The organism is Marivivens sp. LCG002 (assembly GCF_030264275.1).
Lineage (GTDB): Bacteria > Pseudomonadota > Alphaproteobacteria > Rhodobacterales > Rhodobacteraceae > Marivivens.
Map to the genome: position 1 here is coordinate 1554305 of NZ_CP127165.1, position 23990 is coordinate 1578294.

Here is a 23990-nt window from a genome sequence, read left to right on the forward strand (position 1 = left end):
TTTGACTGCGAAACAGATCGCGCCCCTTTCGGGGCGCGATTTTTTTATGCGCCGCGCGCTTGCGCCCATCTTCCCCGATCAAAATCGAAGATACACGGGTTTTCCCTAGGTTTATCCACAGCTTATCCACGGGAGTCACTTTGACGAATCCACGGGGCAGCGGGATGATTGGGGCATGATCCAGTATACCCACATTCGGCTTGATGCCGGACAGATCCTGCCCCGACTGCCCGAAGGTCGCCCCTATGTGGCGGTCCTCGTTGCGCATGAGGACAGCGAACGCCAATGGCAGGCCGCGATTGCCGAAACGCTTGCCGTCGGGGACTGTGTCATGGCCTGCGTCTATGGACGCGGTGCGGACGACTGGGCGGATACGATCGAACAGGGCTATGTGCTCTCGCAGATCACCGAAGAGCGGAGCGACGCGCTCCCCCCTCTGGAAGTCTGGTGCCATCAATCCGCAATGATCGACGATGTGTTCGAAGCCGCAGCCCGCGGTATTCAGGACAGCGAGCTTGAGGGTATCGAGCTTGTCATCGTTCTTGAAATCGGTGAGCCGATATATTCGATGGAACTGTCGCGCGCGGGAATGATGGCGCTCGGCAACAGCGGCCTTCGCGCCGCCGTCGCCTGCTGATTATTCGCCGGTCGCTTCTTTGAGAGCGGGCAGAAAGCGGTTCTCGTAATCCGATCCGATCAGAGGTCCCGCAAAGCGGAACAGCACCTTACCGTCGCCATCGACGATAAAGGTTTCAGGCGGCGCAGTCACACCCCAGTCGATCGACGTGCGGCCCCTTGGATCAAAGGCGCTCTTGAAGAACGGGTTGCCCTCTTCTTCGAGGTATTTGAGCGCGTTTGCCTCGTCGTCGCGGAAATTAACACCAGCAACACGGTAGCCCTGCGCGGCAAGATCCTTGAGCGTGGGATGCTCGGCGCGGCACGGCGGGCACCAGCTTGCCCAATAGTTGACCAAGGTAATTTCGCCCGCGCGCAAATCCGCATCGGTCAGTTGGTCCAGATCGGCAAGAGCCTCGGCAGGAAGCGCAGGCGCTTCGCGTCCGATCAGCGTCGAGGGAAGATCATCCTCGGCCCCGAAGAACATACCCCCGAAGAAAAGCCCCGCTACGGCAACAAAGGCAATCGGCGGAATAAAGACCAGAGGCGAAACCTTAGCCATCTTGCTTCTCCAACGCTTCGAGACGGGCTTTGACGCTGCGCGAACGCACAAGGCTCACCGCGACGATTCCGACGAGCAAAGCAAGGCTCAGACCGTAGGAGCTGAGCACATGGACGGCATATTTACCGAGTTCAGGCATTAAGACCTCCGAGCACGGGTTTCGAGCGCACGAATACGGCGCAAACGGATTTCAGTGCGGGTGCGCAGGAGCACCAGCGCGATAAAAAGAAGGACAAAGCCCGCAATAGCGACAAGCGCGGGATACCAGAAGATATCGGCAACGTTCTCTTCGGCATCCATCGAAAGCGAGGCGCCTTGGTGCAGACCTTGATTCCAGAAGTTGACCGCATAGCGGCTGAGCACGGCGAACACCGACCCAACGATGCACAGAACCGAGGTAAGGTCTGCCGCCGTATCGGGATCGTCAATCGCCGCCCAAAGCGCAACATAGCCGAGATAGAAGAGGAAGAGGATCAGGAACGAGGTCAGACGCGGGTCCCATGCCCACCATGTTCCCCACATCGGCTGGCCCCAGATTGCACCCGTGATGAGCGCGATCAGCGTCATGACGATGCCCACGGGCGCTGCAGCCTTGGCCGCCAGTGCCGAAACATGGTGACGGCGGATTAGCCAGATGAGCGAAGCGACCAGCATCATGAACCATGCGTTGATCGCCATGAGAGCCGAGGGCACATGGATATAGAAGATTTTGACCGTCGAGCCTTGGCGGTAATCTTCGGGGGTAAAGAAGAACCCCCAGACAAGCCCCGAAACCAGACAGACCAGAGCCGCAACCGTCACCACCGGCAGGATCGGAGCTGTAAAGCTCATGAATTTCTTCGGGTTTGCGTATTCCCAGAGTGACATCAGGTTTTCCCTCTCCCTAGCGCAAATTGATGCGAAGCGCTGCCGCCGTTGCGAATGGCAAAAAGGCAAAGACCCCTGCCGTGATGCCCGCCACCATGACGAGCGGCGTCGTGGTTGTCAGCCCCTCTGCCCCGCGACGAACCGTCTCTGCTCCGAAGATAAGAGTAGGCACGTAAAGCGGCAGGACAAGGAGCGACATCAAAAGTCCGCCGCGACGTAATCCCACAGTCAGTGCCGCCCCGAAGGTTCCGATCATCGACAGCGCAGGCGTGCCGAGCGCGAGCGAGATGAAGAGGAACCAATAGGCCTCTGGCTTGAGGTTCAACAGGAACCCGAGCGCAGGCGCGGCAAGCGTGAGCGGCAAACCCGTGGTGATCCAATGGGCCAAGGCTTTGACGAAGGCCGCCCCTTCGAGTGGCAGGGGCGATGTGGCGATGAGCGCCAGCGCCCCGTCCTCGTAATCCAGCGCGAAAATCCGGTCGAGCGAGAGCAGCGCCGCAAGAAGCGAGGCGACCCAAAGGATACCGGGGGCAATCCGCGACAGGATTTCCGCCTCGGGTCCAACGCCAAAGGGCACCAGAACGACGACGATCAAAAAGAACGCAAGGCCGAGACCAAACCCGCCCCCTGCCCGCACGGCAAGCCTCAGGTCGCGTAGGAGAAGCGCGATCACAGAAACGCCTCGTCACTCGATCCGCCAGCGTCATAGGCCGCGCGGAAAGGTTCAAGGTCGATCTCGGGGGCCTCGAGCCCAAGGTCGATATGGGTCGCAATCACCGCGATACCGCCTTTGGCAAGGTGTTGATTTTTGAGAAAATCGGCAAAGAGTTTGACCGAAAAGCGGTCAAGCGAAACGGTCGGCTCGTCGAGAAACAGGATTTTGCGCCCGATGACACCAAGACGGGCCAGCCCGAGGCGGCGCTTTTGCCCTGCCGAGAGCGTGCCTGCAAAACGGTCGCGCAGCTCCACGAGGTCGAAGGCCTCGAACACGTTGTCCTTCACCTCGGTCCCGTGAACCGAAGCCCAGAAGTCCAAATTCTCGCGCACGGTCAGTTGCGCTTTGATGCCGTCGGCGTGACTGGCATAGGCGCTTTGATCCTCGGGACAGTCGATCGTGCCGCCAAGCGGTGGCTGAAGCCCTGCAAGGGTGCGAAGCAGCGTCGTTTTCCCGATGCCGTTGGCCCCGCGCAGGACAAGCGCCTCGCCTTCTTGCAAATGGAAATTGACGCCCTGCAGGAGCGGAACGCCACCACGGGCACAGCCAAGATCGGTCACAACGAGTTCCATGCCCATCGGCTTAGCCTACCCCGCGCTCCGAGAAAAGATCAGACGGGCAACAGCGCCAAAGCGACGCGCCGTCCCTCGGACAAAAGAACGTTATAGGTGCGACAGGCGGCGGGCGATGCCATGCTCTCGACGCCGAGCCCCGCCGCTTCAAGAGCCTCACGGAACGCGGAAGGCAAATGCGCGATCTCGGCGCCGGTGCCGACAAAGACCACGTCAAGGTCCGCCGCTGCCTCAATCAACGTCTGTGGGTCCTCGTATCCGCCCCAAGGCGCGACCCCTTGCGGAAGCACGGCGATTGCGCCCTCGTAAACTTTGCCGCCCAGACGGAAAAATCCCGGGCCATAGCCTTCGACGGGAACTGCGTCAGTATAGACAACTTCATTCAGTCGCATCTTGCACCCTTCCTCAAAAGCGAAAAGGCCCCGCCCATGGGCAAGGCCTCTGTGTCCTTAGGCATCAATATCCATAAACTGATTGCCGGTCGGTTTCTTTTCCTTGGACCAGTCGCGCTTTACGCCGAGCATAAGCACAATGTTTTTCGCGACATAGATCGACGAATAGGTGCCGACCACGATGCCCCAAGTGATCGCAAAGACAAAGCCGCGGATCACATCACCGCCCAGCACCAAAAGCGCAATGAGCGCAAGAAGCGTTGTGCCCGAGGTCATCAACGTGCGGCTCAGTGTTTCGTTTGCCGACAGGTTCAGGACCTCGATGAGCGGCTTTTGCTTGAACTTGATGAGGTTCTCGCGGGCGCGGTCGAACACCACAACGGTATCGTTGATCGAATAGCCCACGATGGTCAGAAGCGCCGCAACGATGGCCAGATCGAACTTGATTTGGAACAGCGACCAAAGCCCGATGGTCAAGGCAACGTCATGCACAAGAGCCAGCACGGCACCGATGGCGAACTGCCATTCGAAGCGCACCCAGATATAGAGCACGATCGCAATGAGCGAACCTATGACGGCATACACCGCAGTCTGGATCAGCTCCCCCGACACCTTGGGACCGACGCTCTCGACCGACGGAAAAGTGATCGACGGATCGACCGACTGGAGCGCGGCCTCGACATCTGCGATCAGATCGGCCGACACGCTTTCCTGTCCGTCCTGTGCCTGAATACGCACCATGGCTACATGTTGATCGTCGCGGAAGGTCGGATCGAAAACTTCGGTGATGGTCACATCCCCAAGGCCCAAAGGCTCGATGGCGGCGCGATAGGCCGCGACATCGACCGCAGCCGTCGAATCCGTGCGGATCGTGGTGCCGCCGCGGAAATCGATCCCGAAGTTCAAACCCATCGTGATAAAGAGGATCACGGAGGCGATCACCGCAACCACAGAGGCCCCGAAGGTGGCACGCGCCACGCGGAAGAAATTGAAGTTGGTATTGTCCGGAACAAGTCTCAGGCGCATCAGATCAAACCTCGATGGATTTCGGACGGCGGCGTTGGAACCACCAGACAATAAGAAGACGCGTCACAAAGATCGCGGTGAAGACGGACGTCACGATACCGAGCCCGAGCGTGGTCGCAAACCCGCGCACAGGTCCCGAACCCACAAGCCACAGGATCGCAGCCGTGATAAAGGTCGTAACGTTGGCATCCAGAATGGCCGAAAGCGCACGCTCATAGCCAAGTTCGATCGCCCGCGCGGGCCCTTTTGCCACTTTGAGTTCCTCGCGGATACGCTCGAACACCAGAACGTTGGCATCCACCGCCATACCGATGGTCAGAACGATCCCCGCAATACCCGGAAGTGTGAGCGTCGCCCCAAGCACCGAGAGAGCACCGAAAATCAGCGCCACGTTGATCATCAGCGCGATATTGGCAAAGACGCCGAAGATCCCATAGCTCAGAACCATAAAGACAACGACGCCGCCCATCCCGACGAGCGCGGCGATCTTGCCCGCATCGACAGAATCCTGTCCCAGTTCGGGGCCGATGGTCCGCTCTTCCAGGAAGGTCAACTCGGTCGGCAGAGCGCCGGCACGCAAAAGAACCGCAAGGTTGGTCGAGCTTTCAACTGTGAAGTTGCCCGTGATAATCCCCGAGCCGCCCGCGATATGCGCCTGAATGGTCGGCGCCGAAAGCACCTCGTCATCCAGAACGATCGCAAAGGGTGCACCGATGTTTTCGGCCGTGTAATCGCCAAAGGCGCGGGCGCCTGTCGGGTTGAACTGGAACGACACCGCAGGGCGGCCGTTCTGGTCAAAGGCAGGCTGCGCATTGGTGAGTGTCTCGCCCGTCACGACGGGGGTGCGCTCAAGGACATAGTAAACGCCCTCCTGCTCCGCATCGGGAAGGATCTCGTTGCCCGCACCCGGGTTCTCGTCGGGATTGCTCGTGCGACCCACAACGGGCTGGAACGTCAGCTGCGCTGTGGTTCCGATCCATCCCTTGAGTTCCTGTGCCGATTTCGCACCGGGCACCTGGATCAGGATACGATCCTCGCCCTGACGCTGGATGCTCGGCTCGCGCGTGCCTGCCGCGTCGATACGGCGACGGATGATCTCAAGCGATTGCAGAACCGTCCGCTCGTCGCTGGCGATCTTCTCGGCCTCGGACAGATCGATGGTGATCATATCGCCCGAGCCGCTGACCACGATATTGCTCTGGCCTGCGCCCGTCAGTGTCACCACCGGCTGGGCAAGCCCGCGCACGAGTTCAAGCGCGCGGTCCATCGCTTCAGGGTTCGAAATCTTGACCCTGAGCAGACCGTCGTCGCTCTCCTCGCGGGTCACGAAGCCGATGGTATCGCGCTCGCTCACGAGAACGTCACGCACCTGCGGCCACATGCCATCAAGCGTTGCGGCATAGACATCGGCCACCTGAACTTCCGCCAGAAGATGCGCACCGCCGCGCAAATCGAGGCCGAGGTTCACGATGGACGAAGGTAGAAACGAAGGCCACTGTCCCGCAGCCGCCTCGAGCGCGGGATCATTCGACCCCGCTTCAAGAGCAGTCACGGCGTCATTGTGCTGTTCCACACGCGAATAGAAAAGATTCGGCATGGCCAGCAACAGACCGACCACGCAGGTCAGCACAATCAGCGCCTGCTTGAACATCGATATCTGGAGCATGGTCGGTCTTCTTCGCTTGGATTATTCGGCTTTGGCCGGTTCGGTCTTGCTGACGACCTGCGCGATGGTGGCGCGCACAACGCGGATCACAACGCCCGAGGCAATCTCGACTTCGATCTCGTTGTCGTCCTTGACCTTCGAGACTTTCCCGATGATCCCGCCCTGCGTGACCACCTGATCCCCGCGACGCAGAGCAGCAACCATGTTCTGGTGCTCTTTCACTTTCTTCTGCTGCGGACGGATCAAAAGAAAATACATGATCCCGAAGACGAGGATCAACGGAATGACGGATTGGATGCCCTGCATTGGCTTTTACCCTTTTTATAAGTCGGAACGGAAAAGCCTGATAGACTCCCCCAAAAGTCGCGGCACGTTACTGCCCCCCTCATGGAATGGCAACCACAGCCATGCCTCAAAATAAGCAGCCATTGCGTTCCCACAAGGCCGCCTCCCGCCTTTGTGCTCCAAATATCCCGGGGGAGTCTGCGCCCCGCGCAGACGGGGGCAGAGCCCCCTGCCGCATTTCCCGCTTTTTCCCCGCTTCCCCTTCGCGCACTTGGATGGCATAAGCCCTTTTGCAATTTCACTCCAAGCCAAGGACCGGACCCATGCATGATATCCGCACCATCCGCGAAAACCCCGCAGCATTCGATGCTGCCCTCGCGCGCCGTGGAGCTGCCCCCCTGTCCTCAGAGCTTCTGGCCATCGACGAAGCGCGCCGCGCCAAGATCCTCGCTGCCGAAACCGCGCAGGCCGAACAGAACAAAGCCTCCAAAGACGTGGGCGCCGCCAAAGCCTCGGGCAATGAGGCGGAATTCAAGCGTCTGCGCGCCCTCGTGGCCGACAAGAAGGCCGAAGTCGCAGCCATGACCGAAGCGGCCAAGGCCGAGAGCGCCCGTCTTGACGCGATGCTGCTTACCATTCCGAACATTCCTGCCGCGGATGCCCCCGACGGGGCGGATGAAAACGACAACGTTGAAATCCGCAAATGGGGCACGCCGCGCGACTTCAACTTTGCGCCCAAAGAACACTACGACCTCGCCGCTGTCCAATCGGGCATGGACTTCGGCACCGCAGCCAAACTCTCGGGGAGCCGCTTTGTGGTGCTTTCGGGCGCCGTCGCTCGCCTCCACCGCGCACTCGCCCAGTTCATGATCGACCTTCACGTCGACCAGCACGGGCTGCGCGAAGCGATCACGCCTGTTCTCGTCAAAGAGGACATGATGCTCGGCACGGGCCAGCTGCCGAAATTCGGCGAGGACAGCTATCAGACCACGAACGGCTGGTGGCTGATCCCCACCGCCGAAGTGACGCTGACCAACTTCGTCAATGGCGAGACCGTGACTGAGGACAGCCTGCCCCACCGCTATGTCGCCCATACCCAATGCTTCCGCAGCGAAGCGGGCAGCGCGGGGCGCGACACCGCAGGCATGCTGCGCCAGCACCAGTTCGAAAAGGTCGAGATGGTCTCGATCACCCGCCCCGACCAATCGGACGCCGAACACAAGCGGATGACCGAATGCGCCCAAGCCGTGCTGGAGGCGCTCGAGCTGCCTTATCGCACCGTGGTGCTGTGCACGGGCGATATGGGCTTCGGCGCACGCCGCACCCACGACATCGAAGTCTGGCTTCCGGGGCAGAACACCTATCGCGAGATTTCTTCGGTATCGACCTGTGGCGACTTTCAGGCGCGCCGCATGAACGCCCGCTTCAAACCCGCTGACGGGGGCAAGCCGCAATTCGTGCACACGCTGAACGGCTCGGGACTTGCGGTCGGTCGCTGCCTCATCGCTGTCTTGGAAAACGGCCAGCAAGAGGACGGCTCGGTCGTTCTCCCTGCGGCGCTCCACCCCTATCTCGGCGGCAAGACAACCATCACCGCCGAAGGCAAACTGGACTAACTCCAGCCCAACTCACAAAGCAAAAGGCCCTCCGCATCGGAGGGCCTTTTTTGTTACTTGAGGTGCTTCGACAGCTTGGAGGGCTGTTTCTTCTTGCGATCCTTGAACGGGTTCTTGTCACCCTGATCGCGCAGATAGAGACGGATCGGCGTTCCGGGCATCTCAAAGTCGGTACGCAAGCCGTTGATAAGATAGCGCTCATAGCTCTCGGGCACCTTATCGGGATGGCTCGTCATCACGACGAACTGGGGCGGACGCGTCTTGACTTGGGTCATATACCGCATCTTGATCCGCTTGCCCTGCGGCGCGGGTGGCGGGTGCTGTTCCAGCATCCCCGTGAGCCAGCGGTTGAGCTGCGAGGTCGAGACGCGGCGGTTCCACGTCAAATGCGCCCGCATGATCGCGGCATGAAGACGATCAAGCCCTTTGCCCGTCTTGGCCGACACGGTGACAAGCGGCGCACCGCGCAGCTGCGGAAGCAGTCGTTCAAAGGCTTCGCGCAATTCGTTGAGCTTTTCCTGCTTGTTCTCTTCGGCGTCCCATTTGTTCGCCGCAACCACCACGGCGCGACCTTCGCGCTCGGCAAGGTCGGCAATCCGAAGGTCCTGCTGTTCAAAGGGAATTTCCACATCGAGAAGAACCACAACGACTTCGGCGAATTTCACCGCGCGTAGACCGTCCGAAACGGACAGCTTTTCAAGCTTGTCCTGAACCTTGGCCTTTTTGCGCATCCCCGCCGTGTCGAAAATCCGCATCGGAATATCGTCCCAGACGGTCTTGACCGAAATCGCGTCACGGGTGATCCCTGCTTCGGGTCCCGTCAAAAGACGCTCTTCGCCGATGATCTTGTTGATCAGGGTCGATTTGCCCGCATTCGGACGCCCGACGACCGCGATCTGGAGCGGTTTGTCAAAGCTGGGAAGCTGGTATTCTTCGGCCTCGTCGTCCTCTTCACCGACCTCGACGTCCATGATCGGCGCATCTTGTTCAGCGCGTTCCGCAAAGCCTTCGGCAATAGGTTGCAGCACTTCCAGAAGATCGACCATCCCCTCGCCGTGCTCGGCCGAGATTTGCAAAGGCTCGCCCAGACCCAGCGAATAGGCCTCGTAGAACCCTGCTTCGCCCGCGCGCCCCTCGGCCTTGTTGGCGGCGAGGATCACATTGGCGTTCTTCTTGCGAAGGATATCGGCAAATACCTGATCCGAGGGCGTCACCCCTGCCCGTGCGTCGATGAGAAACAGACACACATCGGCCATTTCTACGGCACGTTCGGTCAGGCGGCGCATGCGCCCCTGAAGACTGTCGTCGGTCGCTTCTTCGAGACCCGCCGAGTCGATCACCGTAAAGCGGAGCGGTCCCAGACGGGCATCACCTTCGCGCAGGTCACGGGTCACGCCGGGTTGGTCATCCACCAGCGCAAGCTTTTTTCCGACAAGTCGGTTAAAGAGCGTCGATTTCCCCACATTGGGGCGCCCGACGATAGCAAGAGTAAAGGTCATTCCGAGCCCTTTCAGATCAGATCGGGGCGATACACCATCTTTGCGTCAACGGAAAGCCAGCAATTGACCCGTCTTCGAAACGACGTAGAGGACGCCCCCTGCCACGATCGGCTCGCTCGCCGCGCCGCCGGGAAGTTCGACCTGTCCGACAAGAGCGCCCGAGACGGGCTCGAATTGCCGCAAGGCGCCGTCCGAAGAGGCAACGATTAGTCGCCCCCCCGCCAGAACAGGACCATAGCTCGCATGGCGCGTGTTCGGGAGCCCGAAGCGCGGCTCGATAAAGCCGGGAAGCGCCTGACGCCAGATCACCTCGCCGTTCGCGGCATCCATCCGCACAAGCTGGTTGAGGTCATTGACGAAAAAGAGCGATCCGCCCGCATACCAAAGCGCACTCTCCGCGCCCTCGCGCGCGGTCCAAAGACGCTCGCCCGTGGCAAGCGCCAAAGCCGCAACGCGGCCCGAGACGTTCCCGACATAAAGCGTGTCACCGTTCACAACGGGTCCACCCGGAATATCCGAAATCCGCGAAGCCGCCGCGTTGCCAAGGCGTGCGCCCGCAATCACCGAAGACCAGCGCTGAAGCCCGCCCGACTTGAAGGCCGCGATCAGATCGCCGGACGGCATCGGGAAAATCGCAAGACCGTCCGCGATGGCGACAGCCGAGCCCGAGGCGGAATTGAGCGCAGGGGGCGTGCCGATCACGTTCCAGCGCACGCGGCCCGTCTCGGCCTCGATGGCCCAGCCGCGGCCGTCTCCGCCCACCACATAAAGAAGATTGCCGTCCACTGTCGGCGCCGCGCTTGCGGGTGCCCCAAGGTCTTGGGTCCAAATCTCGGCGCCCGTGTTGCGATCAAGCGCCACAAGCGCGCCATAAGGCGTCGCCACGTAAACCTTGCCGCCCGAGGCCGCAAGCAATCCGCCCGAAGCGGAATTCAGATCGTCGCCGTTGCGCGGCCCGACCGTTTTGGCCCAGAGCACTTCGCCTGCGGTCGTCATGGCGGTAACACGCGCACGCGCATCCATCGCCACAACCACCCCGCCCGAAACAACGGGGGATGCGGTGATCCGCGCGCGCCGGCTTTCGCCCTCGCCCAGATCGACGGCAAAGGCCAGTTGCGGCGCAGCGCTCAGCGCCACTTGACCAAGGTTATGCGTCGCAATCCCGCCGATGGTTTCCCAATCGGCATTGGCCCGCGCCTTGGGAAGCGCGATCTTGCGCTCGGAATTCACTTGCGCCTCTTCGGCGCCCGCCATCCCGTCCCGATAATCGAGCCGTTCGCCCGGAAGAATAAGATCGGGCTCGCTACACGCGACCAGAAACGCAAGCGCTGCAGTGCCGGCAAAGAGTCTCTTAACGCTCACGTGTGGTCCCTCCGGATCAATTCGACGCGGTCTCGGCCGCGCCCAAGGCAACCATGGCCCCTTCCACGCGCTGGCTCAAGCCCCTCGCAACCTCGGCGTCCTCCAGAATAGCCTGGAACTTGCCGCGCGCGGTCTCGATGTCCCCCGCCTTCACATAGGCCAAAGCCACCTGCTCTTGCGCCAAGAGCCGATAAGGATGACCGGGATTGAGGTAGAGCCCTAGCGCCAGCTCGAGATCGGCAGGCGCAAGGCCATCGGCCTCCAGAAGCACCATCTTGAAGCCCGCAACATCGCGGTAAATCTGCGGCGCGCTGTCGTCCCCCGCCACGGCGGCAAAGGCCTCGCGTGCTTTGTCCCTCTCGCCCAGATCGACAAAACTCGCCGCTTCAAGAAGCGCGCTGACCACATGGGGTTCAAGCGCCGCCAGAGCTGCGGCACGGCCCTCGGGCTCGTTCACTTCCATCGCCGCAAGAACGGCGTCGCCCTTGGCCTGCGCAGCCGCTTCGCGGCTCGCCTTCTGGTATTCGGTCCAAGCCGCACCGCCGACGATTCCGGCGACGACAAGACCCGCGATCCAGCCATATTTCCTGAAATAGGCAAAGAGCTGATCACGGCGGACCTCTTCGGTCACCTCGTCGATAAAGCTTTCGTTGTTGCTCATCTTATCCCCTGCCCACGGCCTTCCAAAGAGTTGTTGCGCACTTCATACCGTGAAGCGGCAAGGATTGCCAAGTCCCGCGCGACCCAAAGAGCAAATGCTTGCCTTTGTGACTGAAATATACCGGGGGAGCCGCACCGCGGCGGGGGCAGAACCCCCAAAAACGCAGGTCTCAGGCGGCCTCGTCCTCGCTTTCCTGACGCTGCCACAACTGTGCATAGCGCCCACCTTGTGCAAGGAGCGCCTCATGGGTGCCGTCTTCGATGATGATCCCGTTCTCGAGCACCACGATCTTGTCCGCATCGGCAATGGTCGACAAACGGTGTGCGATGGTGATCACCGTGCGCCCCTTGCCCATGGCCTTGAGTTCGGCTTGAATCTCCCGCTCGGTGCCCGTATCGAGCGCCGAGGTGGCTTCATCGAGCAAAAGGATCGGCGGGTTCTTCAAGAGCGTGCGGGCAATGCCGACCCGCTGCTTCTCGCCCCCCGAAAGCTTGAGCCCCCGCTCGCCGACCGTCGTCTCGTATCCCTGCGGTAGCGACAGGATGAAATCATGGATTTTGGCGGATTTTGCGGCAGCCACGATCTCGTCGAAACCGGCCGATGGACGCCCATAGGCGATGTTATAGCGGATCGTATCGTTGAAGAGCACCGTGTCCTGAGGCACGACACCGATCTGCGCATGAAGGCTCTCTTGTGTGACGTCCCGCACATCCTGCCCGTCGATCAACAAAGCCCCGCCCGTCACGTCGTAAAAGCGGAACAAGAGCCGCCCGATGGTGGACTTGCCCGACCCCGAAGAGCCGACGATCGCCACCGTCTGCCCACCCGCCACATCGAGCGAAACATCATGCAAGATCGGGCGCTCTGCCTCATAGGCAAAGGAGACCTGACGCAATTCGATCCGCCCTTTTTCGACCGCAAGCGGCTTTGCATCAGGGCTGTCGACGACTTCGGCGGGCTGATCGAGAAGCTCGAACATATCGCCCATATCGATGAGCGCCTGACGGATCTCGCGATAGACCGTTCCAAGGAAATTGAGCGGCATGGTGATCTGGATCATATAGGCGTTGACCATGACGAACTCGCCCACGCTCAAAGAGCCGTCCTGCACGCCCATGGCCGCCATAACCATCACCGCGACAAGCCCCGAGGTAATCAGAAACGACTGACCGAAATTGAGAAAAGCCAACGAATAGTTGGTTTTGACCGCCGCTTCCGCATAAAGCTCCATCGCCCGATCATAGCGCGAGGACTCCCATTTCTCGGCGCCGAAATATTTGACCGTTTCAAAGTTGAGGAGACTGTCGATCGCCTTTTGGTTGGCGTCGGTGTCCTGCTCGTTCATCTTCTTGCGGATTTTGACCCGCCATTCGGTGACGCGGAACGTAAACACCACATAGGCCGCAATGGTGCCGACAACCACCGCCAGATACCAGACATCGAAAATGAAAAAGAGCACGGCCGAAATCATGATGAGTTCAAGCAGCAGCGGCCCCATCGAAAAGAGAAGGAACCGCAAAAGGAAATCGACGCCCTTGACCCCGCGTTCGATGATCCGGCTCAGTCCGCCCGTTTTGCGCGTGATGTGATACCGCATCGAAAGCCGATGGATATGCTCGAAGGTTTCAAGCGCAAGCTGGCGCAGGGCGCGTTGCCCGACACGGGTGAAAATCACATCGCGAAGCTGTTGAAAGCCGACGTTCATAAGCCGCGCAAGGCCGTAAGCGACGGTCAGCCCGACAGCCCCGAGGCCAAGCACGCCGAGCGGCCCGTCGACCCCGAGCGAGTCCACCGCCTGTTGATAGAGAAGCGGCGTGCCCACCGCGATCAACTTGGCCAGAAAGAGAACCGAAAGCGAGGCGATCACGCGGCGATGGATCCAGCGCTCGCCCTCGGGCCAAAGATAGGGCGCAACCCGCTTGATGACCTTGGCCCCTTGGACGCGGTCATTGTTCAGATTGGCATCGGTTTTCGGAAGTCGGCGCATGGGGGCTCCTCTGGTTGTCCAGAACCTATGCCCCCATATGCCGATTGACCAGACCCGCTAGCGCGATTGCTCGCCATCGAGCACGGGTAGGACGAAAATCTGACCCGGATAGATAAGATCGGGATCGCGGATCTTATCACGGTTCGCGTCAAAGACTTCGACGTAAAGGATACCGTCGCCATAGCGCTCTTTTGCAATGGCCCAGAGCGTATGGCCCTGTTGCACGGTCTTCATCGCCACTTTGAAATCGGGGTTTGATGTCTCTTCGCTCAGCGCTTCGGCAATGCGCTCGGGCGCTTCCCGCTTGAAGGGCGACTCGACACGCGAGACGACCTTGCCGTCGGGGCCGATGTGATCGACCCGGAGCGTATAGACACCCGCCGCCACATTCGGGAGCGTCGCGCTCCAACGGCCTTCGGCAATATCGGCCGAGGCGATAGAGGTGTTGTTGAGGTAAATCTGGACGAGCCCCTCGCCGCCTGCACGGCCGCTCAGGATCACCGCGCCGCTCGGATCATAGGAAATTGTGTCGAGCGTCACATTTGCGACCGTCACAGCATCATCGCTCTGGGACTGGACCACTCGCACACCGCTTTCATCGGCTGCGATGATGGTCGGCGCAGTGCTCTCTTGGGATGTCTGCTCTTGGGCGGTGCTCTCTTGCGCAGCGGGAGCGGCAGCAACCTCGGCGGCAACGGCGGTCGCTGGCTCTGCGCTCGGACTTGCCGCTTCGGCAACAGTGGTTTCCTCGCCCTGCGCAGGCGCTTGTGCTGTCTGTTCCGCTTCTGGCTCGGTGGTGGGAGCGGCCTCGGTGGCCTCGGTCGTCGCAGCCGTCTCGGTCGTAACTTCTGCTACCACCGTTTCCGTCGCAGCGTCTGTCGCCGCTTCGGTTGTTTGAGGCTCGGCGCTCGGCGACTCGGACGCAGGCTCGACCGTTTCGGCTTCGGTCTCGGCGCTTGCCACCTGCTCGGCCATGGTCGGAGCCACAAAGAAGGTGACTTCCGAGGCGACTTTCTCGCCCTCGGGGTCCGCGAGAAGCGAGAGCGTGCGCGGCTTGTCCGACGGCGTGATCTCGACCAAAGCGGCAAAAGCCCCGTCTGCATCCGCCGTGACGCGGGCAATCGCGAAACCGTCGAGAAGGACATCGACGTCCCACCCTGCAACAGCGCGCCCCGTAATGACGGAAAGCCCGTCAAGCTCGATCCTGACGTTATCGAACCGCGGCGTGGTCTCGGCCGCCTTTTGCGGCGCAGCTTCGGGCGACGCTTGAGAGGCTGTCTGAACGGTTTCGACTGGCGCTTGGGGCGCCGAGGCCTTGATCCGTTCGTTGATGAAATAGAGAGCGACTGCTCCGGTCACGGCAACGACCGCAGCACCTGCCGCGATCTGGCCCTTTCCCCAACCCGCATTTGTTGTCACGCGGTTATCCTTCTGTCATGTGCCCGAGGCAAAAGGCCCCGTATTGTCAGCGGACAATAACAACGCCACAATCCGTGGTCAAAGATAACTCGCACTGTCCATGAAAAGAGGTTTGCATGTCCGTCGTTCAAAAATCCGTTTGCGTTTACTGTGGGTCGCGCGATGGCCTTCGCGAAAGCTATGCACAGGCAGCGGAGCAGACGGGCGCGATGCTGGCAAAACGGAATTGGCGGCTTGTTTATGGCGCGGGGGATGTCGGCCTTATGGGGCGTGTTGCGCGCAGCTGTCAGGCGGCGGGCGGCAAAACCTTTGGCGTGATCCCCGATCACCTCATGAAGTGGGAGGTGGGCAAGCGCGATCTTGATACCTTTGTCGTCACCGAAACCATGCATGAACGCAAAAAGGTCATGCTGATGAATGCCGATGCGGTCGTGATGCTTCCAGGTGGTGGCGGCTCGCTCGATGAATTCTTCGAAGCGCTGACATGGCGGCAGCTCGGACTTCACAGCAAGCCTATTTTCCTTTTGAATACAGATGGCTACTGGGATCTCCTCAAGCAAATGATGAACCAGATCGTCAGCGAAGGCTTTGCAGGCGAAAACATCCTCGGTTTTGTGACCGAAGTCTCGGATGTTCAAAGTCTGGAAGAGGCGCTTGCAAAGGCGTTGGCTGCCTGAGCCCGTAATAGCCCCCTCCCGAACCTTGGGCGGGGGGTCTTCTCAGGCCGCCATAGACGCAAGGCTCTGCATCTCCTGATCAAGCCGCGAGGTGGCCGAGTTGATCGTTGCAACTGCTTGGTTTTGCTGGGCGCTGATGTCGGTCAGATAGCGAATGATTTCAGCCATTTCGACCGCACTTTGGGCAATTCCGCTGAGCATTTCGCCGCTGTTCTGGACAATCTCGACGCCGTTTTCGATCTCGATACCCGACTCCGCGATGAGCGTGCTGACATCGGCGGCGGCTTTTGCGGACCGCGAGGCAAGCTGCTGGACTTCGCTTGCCACGACGGCAAAGCCCCGACCCGCCACACCTGCGCGTGCTGCTTCTACCCGCGCATTGAGCGCCAGAAGGTTGGTTTGAAAGGCGATTTCGTCGATGATCGCCACAATGGATTTGATCTGGCCCGCAACCGCGCTGATCCGCGTCATTGCATCAACCGCGCTCTCGACGACGGCGCGTCCCTCTCTGGCACGCGCAAGCATATGTTTGGCGTGACTGTCGGCCTGAGAGGTGCTTGTCGCCGATGACGACACCGACGCCGCAAGCTCCTCGGTCGAGGCAGCAGTATGTTCAAGGTCTTCCGCGATCCGTTGTGCACGCTTATTGGCTTCGAGCGCCCGTTCGCGAAGGCTCTGGAGCGCGGCCTTTTCCTGCTCCATTTTCGCTTTTTGGTCTTCGCGGATCGCGCGTGTTTCATCGCGGAACATGGCAAGCGTGCGGATGATCTGGCTCAGATCGTTCTGCCCTGCCTTGGGCAGTTTGGCATCGAGATCCCCCGAAATCATCTTCTTGGAGGCTTCGACGACCTCGCGCATCACGCTGCTCTGGATACCGGCAAAGGCGATCATCGTGCCGCCGACGATCACGATGGCCGTAGCGCAGACAAGAAACGTGAGATACAGATCGCGTTTCGCCGTGGTCGAAATCTCGTCAAGACGGGCGGAAAGCGCGGCGACCAGTTCTTGCTCGAACCCGTAGAGAAGCTCGAGCCGAGCGGTCGAGGCGGCAAAGAACGCGGAGCCGGTAAAACGATCAAAGGATTGCGCGAGAAGCGCAGTGCGCATCGTTTCGAGCGATTGGTTCTCTGCCGAGCCGAAAAGCCGCGACAGGATGTTTTGGCCGATGGGGCCCGAGGTCCGTTCGAACCGTGCAAGATAAATGTCTTGGGCAGCGACCTGATTGACATAGCCCACCAAGCCCTGCGTCCCGAAACCACCCGAATTCAAAGCACGTGCGCCCAACGCGCGTTCAAGTCCCCCCGCCTCTTTGGCCCTCAAAAATGTTCCGACATTGCTCAGTTCGGTCACGAGGTCGAGGGAGACGTCGACGTCATAAAGCGTGATCAGCTCTTCCACGATTGCCGAATAGCGCCCGAGAAGTGCATCGGCGTCGATCGACAAAGACTGGACATCCTTGCGAAGCGGCGCGAGCGTTTCGAGGTCCTCGAGAACGAACCAAGCGGTTTTGTGTAATGCACTGCCCGCCTCGATCTGGGCGGCGCTTTCGACGAACCCCGAAAGTTTGGCATCTGTCTCGCGGCGCTGGTTCTCAAGCTCGGCGCCGAAGTTGGCCCCTTTGGAGGCGATGAAAACGGCCGACATGCCGCGTTCTTTCTGAAGCTCGTGTGCCAGCGCTCCGCCCAATTGCGAGAGTTCGACAACCTCAGCAAGGCGGTCCGCTTCGCGCGTGACCGCAAACCTGTCCATCCCGAGCGAAATCGCAAAGGCAAGCGCGAGCAGGAGCGACACCCCACCGATAAGAGCATAGGCGCCCAGAACAGAGATATTCAGGACAAGCTTGCGAAGTTGGGCATGCATCGGGATGTTCTTCCTTTGGGGGACCGATTGGTCACGATTACCGAAGGACTAGAACGACAATTCGTCGATGAAATTTAATCGGATAACGATATGGAACAAAAATAAAAAAGGCCGGACATCTGTCCGGCCTTTTCTTTGTGGTTCCGACTGAAAATCAGAGGCGCGAGGCCACGTTTTCCCAGTTCACCAGATTGTCGAGGAAGTTGGTGAGATAAGCGGGACGCTTGTTGCGGAAGTCGATGTAGTAGGAATGCTCCCAGACGTCACAGCCAAGAAGCGTGGTTTGGCCGAAGCAGAGCGGGTTGACGCCGTTCTCGGTCTTGGTGACCTTGAGCGCGCCGTCCTTATCCTTGACCAGCCAAGCCCAGCCCGAGCCGAACTGACCAGCACCGGCAGCGGAGAACTGCTTTTTGAATTCGTCGACCGAACCGAACGACTCGACCAGAGCCTTTTCCAGATCGCCCGGCATTTTCGACTCGCCCGGTCCCATCATTTCCCAGAACTGGTTGTGGTTCCAAAGCTGCGAGATGTTGTTGAAGATGCCGTTCTGGGCAACTGCGGTCGGGTTATAGGTGCCGACGATGATCTCTTCGAGGGTCTTGCCTTCCCACTCGGTGCCAGCGATTGCGGCGTTCCCGTTGGTCACATAGGCGTTGTGGTGAAGATCGTGGTGAAACTCGAGCGTTTCAGCCGACATGCCCTTGGAGGCAAGAGCGTCGTGAGCATAAGGAAGATCGGGCAGCGAGAAAGACATTTTCAAAGTCCCCTGTTTTGAAGTTGCATTGCTGTGCCGTAACAAAGCGCACATGAGCGCGGCGTCAAGGTCTTATCGTAAAACACATGGCATCTTGGAAGGTTCCAAGCGAATTGGAAGGCCTGTCACGCAAACGGCGCCCCGTTGGGACGCCGTTTGATCTTTAAAGGTGCTCTGGCTCAGAGCGCGTCGACTGCGCCCGCCTCGGCCGAAACCTCAAGAAGGCGATAGACATAGTCAGCAACAGAACGGAAGCAGACCACATTGAACCCGCCTTCGGCATCAAGCCAGAAGGCCGCAGCAACTTGGCCAAGGCGCGAGCGGCGGAACATGCCTGCGGTGAACACATCCTTGTGGAAATCCACGGGCGCGTTCTTGGACATGACCTCGTGAGCGCCTGCACCCGACAGACGCATGAACCCGCGCGCATCCGATACGTTGACGGCAAGGTGATGCTCGGCCTTCATCGTCTCGGAGATCGTCGCCACAGCGCTCTCGGCTTCGGCATAGGGCACAAAGAGCAAAAGCTCGTCCGGCGACATCCACGCCGCACCCTTACCGCCCGCAACATTCGCGGTGCGAAGCTCGGGCACGCCCTGCCCTGTGACGGCCTTGACCGCCTTGGCCAGAGCCTTGGAGGAGAGGTCGCCGCGCAGGCTGATCATCCCTTGGAGACCCATATCCTCGAGCGTGAGGCCGCCGATGTTCGTCTTGGCACCGCCAAGTGGAGTGACTGCATTAGACATTCTGCTTTGCCCCCTCTTTGTCATAGAAGACAGGATCAACGATCTTGGCCTTGATGGTTCCGCCGTTCGTGGTGTTGAACTCGATCACCTCGCCCATGCGGTCGGGTCCGTTGTGCACAAGTCCCATCGCAATGCCGCGCCCGAGGGTCGGCGAGTAATAGGTCGAGGTCACGCGGCCTTGGGTGTTGCGCTGGCCGTTGGCGTTCTTGCCTTGGGCAATCGCATAGGACCCATCGGGAAGCACCGAGCCATCGAGCGTTTCAAGGCCCACCAGCTTCCAGCGGTTCGGATCGGCCATGTGGCTCCGCTCCTGCGCCCGTTTGCCGAGGTAGTCCTCTTTCTTCTTGGAGATCGCCCAACCGAGGTTGAGATCCTGCGGGATCACCGTGCCGTCGGTTTCGTCGCCGATCATGATGAAGCCTTTTTCGGCGCGCATGACGTGGAGACCTTCGGTGCCGTAGGGCATCACGCCGAACTCCTGACCCGCGCTCCAGAGCGCATCCCAGAAGGCACGACCCTGCGAGGCAGGCACCGCGATTTCATAGGACAGCTCGCCCGAGAAAGAGATGCGGTAAACGCGGGCATTGAAGCCGCCAAGAACACCGTCCGCCCACTGCATGAAGGGCAGCGTTTCCTTGGAGACGTCCATTCCGCCGAGCTTTTCGAGGAGCTGGCGACCTTTGGGGCCGACAACGGCGATCTGGGCGTATTGCTCGGTCACGTTGGCGGTATAGACCTTCCAGTCCCACCATTCGCACTGGAGCCAGTCTTCCATCCAGCCGTGGATACGGTCAGCGCCGCCTGTGGTGGTGTGGCAGAGCCAGGTCTCTTCGTCGATGCGGGCAACAACGCCGTCATCCATAAGGAAACCGTTTTCCGAACACATCAGGCCATAGCGGCATTTGCCGACGGGAAGATTGCTCATCATATTGGTGTAGAGCATGTCGAGGAACTTGCCCGCGTCGGGGCCCTTGACGATGATCTTGCCGAGCGTCGATGCATCGAGAAGACCCACGTTGTTGCGGGTGTTCAGGATCTCGCGCTTCACCGCGTCATGCTTGCTCTCGCCGCCACGGGTAAAGGTGTAGGGACGACGCCACTGGCCGACGGGTTCATAGACCGCGCCGTTTTCGTCATGCCACCCTTGGATCGGGGTCTTGCGGATCGGCTGGAACAGCTCGTCACGCGCCGCGCCGCCGATGGAGCCCATCGAAATGGGGGTATAGGGCGGACGGAACGTGGTGGTGCCGACGTTGGGGATCGCCTCATCCAGAGCCTGAGAAAGGATCGCCAAGCCGTTGATGTTGCTCAACTTACCCTGATCTGTTGCCATGCCGATCGTGGTATAGCGCTTGGCGTGTTCGACGCTCTCATAGCCTTCACGGGCAGCAAGCTGGATATCCGAGACCTTTACGTCGTTCTGGAAGTCGAGCCATGCTTTGGACTTCAGCGCATGACCAGCGCCCTGGGGCATGAGCCAGATCGGAAGAAGCGGCGCTTGGGTCGCGTCCTCGCCCACGGCAGCTTCGGTCGCGGCGGGCGTGAACCCGGCGACCTGTGCTGCGCTGCGGCCTGCGGTGTAACCATCAACCAGAACTTCGGCGCTGAAGAGATGGCCGTTGGCGGTGCCTGCGGTGGTGACGAATGCCTCACCGTCTGCGCCCGTCGGTGCACGGGTTGCGTCGGGACGGAACATCGCCTGATCGGCGTCCCAGTTCAGCTTGCCGCCGCAATGCGACCAGAGGTGCACGACAGGAGACCAGCCGCCTGACATGGCGACCGCATCACAGTCGATCTCGGCCAGAACGGCGCCCTCGCCCTCTTGGGCACAGATGGCAACGCCGGTGACACGGGCGCGGCCTTTGACCTTGGCGATGCCGCGGCCTTTTTCAACGCGGATACCGCGGGCAATCGCCTCTTCCATCAGCTCGCCGCCACCTTGCGGACGGGCGTCGATGATGGCGGGAACAACCAGACCCGCATCGACCAGCGCAAGCGCGGTGCGATAGGCATCGTCGTTGTTGGTGACGACAACGGTGCGGTCACCGACCGATACGCCATAGTTCACCAGATAGTCGCGCATCGCAGCCGCCAGCATGACGCCGGGGATGTCGTTGCCCGCAAAGGAGAGAGGACGTTCGATGGCACCCGTTGCGGTCACGATCTGCTTGGTGCGGATACGCCACAGACGGTGACGCGGGCCCGCAAGCTTGGGGTCGTGGTCCGTCAGACGTTCGTAACCAAGGACATAGCCGTGGTCATAGACGCCTGCGCCCATCATCCGCTCGCGCAGGGTGACGTTTTCCATCGCGTCAAGCTCGGCAAGCGTGTTGTCGATCCACTGCTCGGCGGGCTCGCCGTCGATCATGACACCGTCGACAACGGCGCGGCCGCCCCAATGAGCCTCTTGCTCCATGACAAGAACGCGAGCGCCCGAACGACCCGCTTCGAGAGCGGCGGCAAGACCCGCGATCCCGCCGCCGATCACGGCAACGTCGCAATAGAAGTAGAAGTGCTCGTAGGTATCCGCATCCTTTTCGGTCGGCGCTTTGCCGAGACCTGCGGACTGGCGGATGAAGGGTTCATAGATATGCTTCCAGAACGGACGCGGATGAATGAACATCTTGTAGTAGAAACCAGCAGGCAGGAACCGTGCGAAAAGCTGGTTCACGGCGCCGATGTCGAATTCAAGGCTCGGCCAGTGGTTCTGGCTGGTGGCGGTCAGACCGTCGAACAACTCTTGCGTGGTGACGCGCTGGTTCGGTTCGAACTTGCCGCCCGTGCCGAGGTTCACAAGAGCGTTCGGCTCTTCTGCACCCGAAGCGACGATGCCGCGCGGACGGTGGTATTTGAACGAACGGCCGACCATCATCTGGTCGTTGGCCAGAAGAGCCGAGGCGAGGCTGTCGCCCTCGTAGCCCTTGAGGCGCTTACCGTTAAAGGTGAAGTCGAGCGGCTTGGTGCTGTCGATCAGACGGCCGCCTTTTGCAAGACGAGTGCTCATGAAAAGTTCCCCCATTTCCAGCCGGGCAGTTTGGCGGAAATCGCGTCTTTGATGTGTTGCGGAGGCTCAGTGCTCTGCGCGGGATAGGTGCCGAAGACTTCGAGCGTGTTGGTGTGGCGTGCAGCAAGGAACCACTTGCCGCAGCCATAGGCATGGCGCCAGCGCTCGAAATGGATACCCTTCTGGTTTTCGCGCAAGAAGAGATAGCCTTCGAAGTCGTCGTCGTTCGATCCGGGACCGAAGCGCTTGAGGTGGGCTTCTCCGCCCCCCTGAAGTTCGGTCTCTTCGGCATCGACGCCGCAATATGGGCATTGAAGGGTCAGCATCTCGTGTTCTCCTTAGTGAGCCACGCCCGCAGCGACAGATTCATCGATGAATTTGCCTTCGCGGAAGCGATACATGTGGAATTCTTCGGCCAGCGGCGAATGCCCTTTGGCCATGAGCTCGGCCATCGCCCAGCCCGAGCCGGGGATCGCCTTGAAGCCGCCCGTGCCCCAACCGCAGTTGACGAAGATACCGTCGACGGGGGTTTTGGAGATGATGGGCGAGCGGTCGCCGGTCATGTCAACGATCCCGCCCCACTGACGCAACATCTTGAGACGGCTGATGATCGGGAAGGTTTCGTTGAGCGCGCGGACGGTTTCCTCGATGTGGTGGAACGAGCCGCGCTGGGTGTAGTTGTTGAAAGCGTCGGTGCCGCCGCCGATGACCATTTCGCCCTTGTCGGACTGGGACATATAGCCGTGCACGGTGTTCGCCATGACGACCACATCCATGCAAGGCTTGATCGGCTCGGACACAAGCGCCTGAAGCGCGACGGATTCGATCGGGAGACGGAAGCCCGCCATTTCGGCCAGAACCGAAGTGTGACCTGCAACGACGATGCCGAGCTTGTCACAATCGATGTCGCCCTTGGTCGTGGAGACGCCGACGACCTTGCCGCCTTCGGTGCGCACGCCCGTGACTTCGCATTTCTGGATCACGTCCATGCCCATGTCGGAGCAAGCACGGGCATAGCCCCAAGCCACCGCATCGTGACGGGCCGTGCCGCCGCGTTTCTGCAACAGACCGCCCAGAACGGGATAGCGCGGACCATCGAGGTTGATGATCGGAACGAGTTCCTTGACCTGCTGGGGGCTGATGAATTCGGTCGCCACGCCCTGAAGCGCGTTGGCGTGGGCGGTGCGCTGGTAGCCGCGCACTTCGTGCTCGGTCTGCGCCAACATGATAAGGCCACGCGGGCTGAACATCACGTTGTAGTTCAGGTCCTGCGACATCGTCTCGTAAAGGCTACGTGCCTTTTCGTAGATCGCGGCCGACGGGTCCTGAAGATAGTTCGAACGGATGATCGTCGTGTTACGACCCGTGTTGCCGCCGCCGAGCCATCCTTTTTCGATGATGGCGACATTGGTGATGCCGAAATTCTTGCCGAGGTAATAGGCGGTCGCGAGACCGTGGCCGCCTGCCCCGACGATGATGGCATCATATTTCTTCTTGGGCTGGGGCGCACGCCAAGCGCGCTCCCACCCTGTGTGATAGCGAAGAGCCTCACGGGCAATCGCGAAAACGGAATAGCGTCTCATTGTCCCCGAATCCCTCTAGTTCAGTGTTCCGGACTTGCTCCTCTCCTAACTGGACTTTTGTGCGTTAACAAAGGGGGCTACCAGCGCCACAATTGTGTAAAAACACGACATGTCGCATGCGG

Annotated in this window: 23 protein-coding genes; 3 read left to right on the plus strand and 20 right to left on the minus strand. The window is 60.4% G+C overall.

Annotation, left to right across the window (positions count from 1 at the left end):
* The first annotated feature begins 175 nt into the window (after positions 1-175).
* Positions 176-637: a DUF7684 family protein gene (locus QQG91_RS07705; protein WP_285769645.1), complete on the plus strand. Its 462-nt coding sequence runs from the start codon at positions 176-178 to the stop codon at positions 635-637.
* Here the strand turns inward: QQG91_RS07705 and QQG91_RS07710 are convergent, their stop codons facing one another.
* From QQG91_RS07710 to yajC, 9 genes are read right to left on the minus strand one after another with little or no spacing between them, the layout of a single operon-like run.
* Positions 638-1177: a DsbE family thiol:disulfide interchange protein gene (locus QQG91_RS07710; protein ID WP_285769646.1), complete on the minus strand. Its 540-nt coding sequence runs from the start codon at positions 1175-1177 to the stop codon at positions 638-640. It lies immediately after the preceding gene.
* The gene (gene ccmD / locus QQG91_RS07715) at positions 1170-1316 is read right to left on the minus strand and encodes a heme exporter protein CcmD (protein WP_285769647.1); all 147 of its coding nucleotides are present in this window, start codon (positions 1314-1316) and stop codon (positions 1170-1172) included. Before ccmD ends, QQG91_RS07710 begins: the two co-directional genes overlap by 8 nt.
* The gene (locus QQG91_RS07720; RefSeq protein WP_285769648.1) at positions 1316-2044 is read right to left on the minus strand and encodes a heme ABC transporter permease; all 729 of its coding nucleotides are present in this window, start codon (positions 2042-2044) and stop codon (positions 1316-1318) included. Before QQG91_RS07720 ends, ccmD begins: the two co-directional genes overlap by 1 nt.
* Positions 2045-2060: 16 nt before the next feature.
* A complete protein-coding gene (ccmB, locus tag QQG91_RS07725) occupies positions 2061-2717 on the minus strand; it encodes a heme exporter protein CcmB (protein ID WP_285769649.1) in 657 nt (218 codons plus the stop codon).
* On the minus strand, positions 2714-3331 hold the full coding sequence (gene ccmA, locus QQG91_RS07730) for a heme ABC exporter ATP-binding protein CcmA (RefSeq protein ID WP_285772332.1): 618 nt from the start codon (positions 3329-3331) through the stop codon (positions 2714-2716). The genes ccmB and ccmA overlap by 4 nt, the downstream gene beginning before the upstream one ends.
* Before the next feature lie 38 nt (positions 3332-3369).
* Positions 3370-3723: an Mth938-like domain-containing protein gene (locus QQG91_RS07735; protein WP_285769650.1), complete on the minus strand. Its 354-nt coding sequence runs from the start codon at positions 3721-3723 to the stop codon at positions 3370-3372.
* A gap of 57 nt (positions 3724-3780) precedes the next feature.
* The gene (gene secF, locus QQG91_RS07740) at positions 3781-4749 is read right to left on the minus strand and encodes a protein translocase subunit SecF (RefSeq protein ID WP_285769651.1); all 969 of its coding nucleotides are present in this window, start codon (positions 4747-4749) and stop codon (positions 3781-3783) included.
* Positions 4750-4753: 4 nt separating this feature from the next.
* Positions 4754-6415 carry a protein translocase subunit SecD gene (secD, locus tag QQG91_RS07745; RefSeq protein ID WP_285769652.1) on the minus strand — a complete coding sequence of 554 codons (1662 nt, stop codon included), beginning with the start codon at positions 6413-6415 and terminating at the stop codon, positions 4754-4756.
* Positions 6416-6436: 21 nt separating this feature from the next.
* Entirely contained in the window at positions 6437-6721 is a 285-nt protein-coding gene (gene yajC, locus QQG91_RS07750; protein WP_285769653.1) for a preprotein translocase subunit YajC, read from the minus strand.
* A gap of 302 nt (positions 6722-7023) precedes the next feature.
* Here yajC and serS point away from each other — a divergent pair, with 302 nt between their 5' ends.
* The gene (gene serS / locus QQG91_RS07755) at positions 7024-8316 is read left to right on the plus strand and encodes a serine--tRNA ligase (RefSeq protein WP_285769654.1); all 1293 of its coding nucleotides are present in this window, start codon (positions 7024-7026) and stop codon (positions 8314-8316) included.
* A 53-nt stretch (positions 8317-8369) separates the two neighbouring features.
* Here serS and der read toward each other — a convergent pair whose 3' ends face one another.
* The 5 genes from der to QQG91_RS07780 all read right to left on the minus strand — a co-directional run bounded on the left by der (position 8370) and on the right by QQG91_RS07780 (position 15244).
* Positions 8370-9815 carry a ribosome biogenesis GTPase Der gene (der, locus tag QQG91_RS07760; protein WP_285769655.1) on the minus strand — a complete coding sequence of 482 codons (1446 nt, stop codon included), beginning with the start codon at positions 9813-9815 and terminating at the stop codon, positions 8370-8372.
* Between the two features lie 45 nt (positions 9816-9860).
* Positions 9861-11177: an outer membrane protein assembly factor BamB family protein gene (locus tag QQG91_RS07765; RefSeq protein WP_285769656.1), complete on the minus strand. Its 1317-nt coding sequence runs from the start codon at positions 11175-11177 to the stop codon at positions 9861-9863.
* 16 nt (positions 11178-11193) lie between these two features.
* A complete protein-coding gene (locus QQG91_RS07770) occupies positions 11194-11838 on the minus strand; it encodes a tetratricopeptide repeat protein (RefSeq protein ID WP_285769657.1) in 645 nt (214 codons plus the stop codon).
* 169 nt (positions 11839-12007) lie between these two features.
* Positions 12008-13825: an ABCB family ABC transporter ATP-binding protein/permease gene (locus tag QQG91_RS07775; RefSeq protein ID WP_285769658.1), complete on the minus strand. Its 1818-nt coding sequence runs from the start codon at positions 13823-13825 to the stop codon at positions 12008-12010.
* Between the two features lie 57 nt (positions 13826-13882).
* Positions 13883-15244: a LysM peptidoglycan-binding domain-containing protein gene (locus QQG91_RS07780; RefSeq protein WP_285769659.1), complete on the minus strand. Its 1362-nt coding sequence runs from the start codon at positions 15242-15244 to the stop codon at positions 13883-13885.
* A gap of 116 nt (positions 15245-15360) precedes the next feature.
* On the opposite strand from QQG91_RS07780, the gene QQG91_RS07785 reads away from it, so the two are divergent.
* Complete coding sequence (locus QQG91_RS07785) at positions 15361-15921, plus strand: LOG family protein (RefSeq protein WP_285769660.1); 561 nt, start codon at positions 15361-15363, stop codon at positions 15919-15921.
* 42 nt (positions 15922-15963) lie between these two features.
* Here QQG91_RS07785 and QQG91_RS07790 read toward each other — a convergent pair whose 3' ends face one another.
* From QQG91_RS07790 to QQG91_RS07815, 6 genes are all read right to left on the minus strand, one after another.
* Positions 15964-17781 (minus strand): methyl-accepting chemotaxis protein, encoded by a 1818-nt coding sequence (locus tag QQG91_RS07790; protein ID WP_285769661.1) that lies wholly within the window; start codon positions 17779-17781, stop codon positions 15964-15966.
* Between the two features lie 154 nt (positions 17782-17935).
* Positions 17936-18535 (minus strand): superoxide dismutase, encoded by a 600-nt coding sequence (locus QQG91_RS07795; protein ID WP_285769662.1) that lies wholly within the window; start codon positions 18533-18535, stop codon positions 17936-17938.
* 179 nt (positions 18536-18714) lie between these two features.
* Entirely contained in the window at positions 18715-19281 is a 567-nt protein-coding gene (locus QQG91_RS07800) for a sarcosine oxidase subunit gamma (RefSeq protein WP_285769663.1), read from the minus strand.
* Positions 19274-22285 (minus strand): sarcosine oxidase subunit alpha family protein, encoded by a 3012-nt coding sequence (locus QQG91_RS07805; RefSeq protein WP_285769664.1) that lies wholly within the window; start codon positions 22283-22285, stop codon positions 19274-19276. The genes QQG91_RS07800 and QQG91_RS07805 overlap by 8 nt, the downstream gene beginning before the upstream one ends.
* Positions 22282-22611, minus strand: coding sequence for a sarcosine oxidase subunit delta (locus QQG91_RS07810; RefSeq protein ID WP_285769665.1), 330 nt, complete (start codon positions 22609-22611; stop codon positions 22282-22284). Before QQG91_RS07810 ends, QQG91_RS07805 begins: the two co-directional genes overlap by 4 nt.
* A 12-nt stretch (positions 22612-22623) precedes the next feature.
* Positions 22624-23868 carry a sarcosine oxidase subunit beta family protein gene (locus QQG91_RS07815; protein WP_285769666.1) on the minus strand — a complete coding sequence of 415 codons (1245 nt, stop codon included), beginning with the start codon at positions 23866-23868 and terminating at the stop codon, positions 22624-22626.
* Between the last annotated feature and the right edge of the window lie 122 nt (positions 23869-23990).

Excerpts from the sequence above, each read along its gene's own strand:
- ccmA (WP_285772332.1), bottom strand. The coding sequence starts at position 3,331 with ATGGAACTCGTTGTGACCGATCTTGGCTGTGCCCGTGGTGGCGTTCCG.
- QQG91_RS07805 (WP_285769664.1), bottom strand. The coding sequence starts at position 22,285 with ATGAGCACTCGTCTTGCAAAAGGCGGCCGTCTGATCGACAGCACCAAG.
- yajC (WP_285769653.1), bottom strand. The coding sequence starts at position 6,721 with ATGCAGGGCATCCAATCCGTCATTCCGTTGATCCTCGTCTTCGGGATC.
- der (WP_285769655.1), bottom strand. The coding sequence starts at position 9,815 with ATGACCTTTACTCTTGCTATCGTCGGGCGCCCCAATGTGGGGAAATCG.
- QQG91_RS07795 (WP_285769662.1), bottom strand. The coding sequence starts at position 18,535 with ATGTCTTTCTCGCTGCCCGATCTTCCTTATGCTCACGACGCTCTTGCC.
- QQG91_RS07720 (WP_285769648.1), bottom strand. The coding sequence starts at position 2,044 with ATGTCACTCTGGGAATACGCAAACCCGAAGAAATTCATGAGCTTTACA.
- secD (WP_285769652.1), bottom strand. The coding sequence starts at position 6,415 with ATGCTCCAGATATCGATGTTCAAGCAGGCGCTGATTGTGCTGACCTGC.
- QQG91_RS07790 (WP_285769661.1), bottom strand. The coding sequence starts at position 17,781 with ATGCATGCCCAACTTCGCAAGCTTGTCCTGAATATCTCTGTTCTGGGC.
- secF (WP_285769651.1), bottom strand. The coding sequence starts at position 4,749 with ATGCGCCTGAGACTTGTTCCGGACAATACCAACTTCAATTTCTTCCGC.
- serS (WP_285769654.1), top strand. The coding sequence starts at position 7,024 with ATGCATGATATCCGCACCATCCGCGAAAACCCCGCAGCATTCGATGCT.
- QQG91_RS07800 (WP_285769663.1), bottom strand. The coding sequence starts at position 19,281 with ATGTCTAATGCAGTCACTCCACTTGGCGGTGCCAAGACGAACATCGGC.
- ccmD (WP_285769647.1), bottom strand. The coding sequence starts at position 1,316 with ATGCCTGAACTCGGTAAATATGCCGTCCATGTGCTCAGCTCCTACGGT.
- QQG91_RS07770 (WP_285769657.1), bottom strand. The coding sequence starts at position 11,838 with ATGAGCAACAACGAAAGCTTTATCGACGAGGTGACCGAAGAGGTCCGC.
- QQG91_RS07735 (WP_285769650.1), bottom strand. The coding sequence starts at position 3,723 with ATGCGACTGAATGAAGTTGTCTATACTGACGCAGTTCCCGTCGAAGGC.
- QQG91_RS07815 (WP_285769666.1), bottom strand. The coding sequence starts at position 23,868 with ATGAGACGCTATTCCGTTTTCGCGATTGCCCGTGAGGCTCTTCGCTAT.
- QQG91_RS07810 (WP_285769665.1), bottom strand. The coding sequence starts at position 22,611 with ATGCTGACCCTTCAATGCCCATATTGCGGCGTCGATGCCGAAGAGACC.
- QQG91_RS07775 (WP_285769658.1), bottom strand. The coding sequence starts at position 13,825 with ATGCGCCGACTTCCGAAAACCGATGCCAATCTGAACAATGACCGCGTC.
- QQG91_RS07785 (WP_285769660.1), top strand. The coding sequence starts at position 15,361 with ATGTCCGTCGTTCAAAAATCCGTTTGCGTTTACTGTGGGTCGCGCGAT.
- QQG91_RS07705 (WP_285769645.1), top strand. The coding sequence starts at position 176 with ATGATCCAGTATACCCACATTCGGCTTGATGCCGGACAGATCCTGCCC.
- QQG91_RS07710 (WP_285769646.1), bottom strand. The coding sequence starts at position 1,177 with ATGGCTAAGGTTTCGCCTCTGGTCTTTATTCCGCCGATTGCCTTTGTT.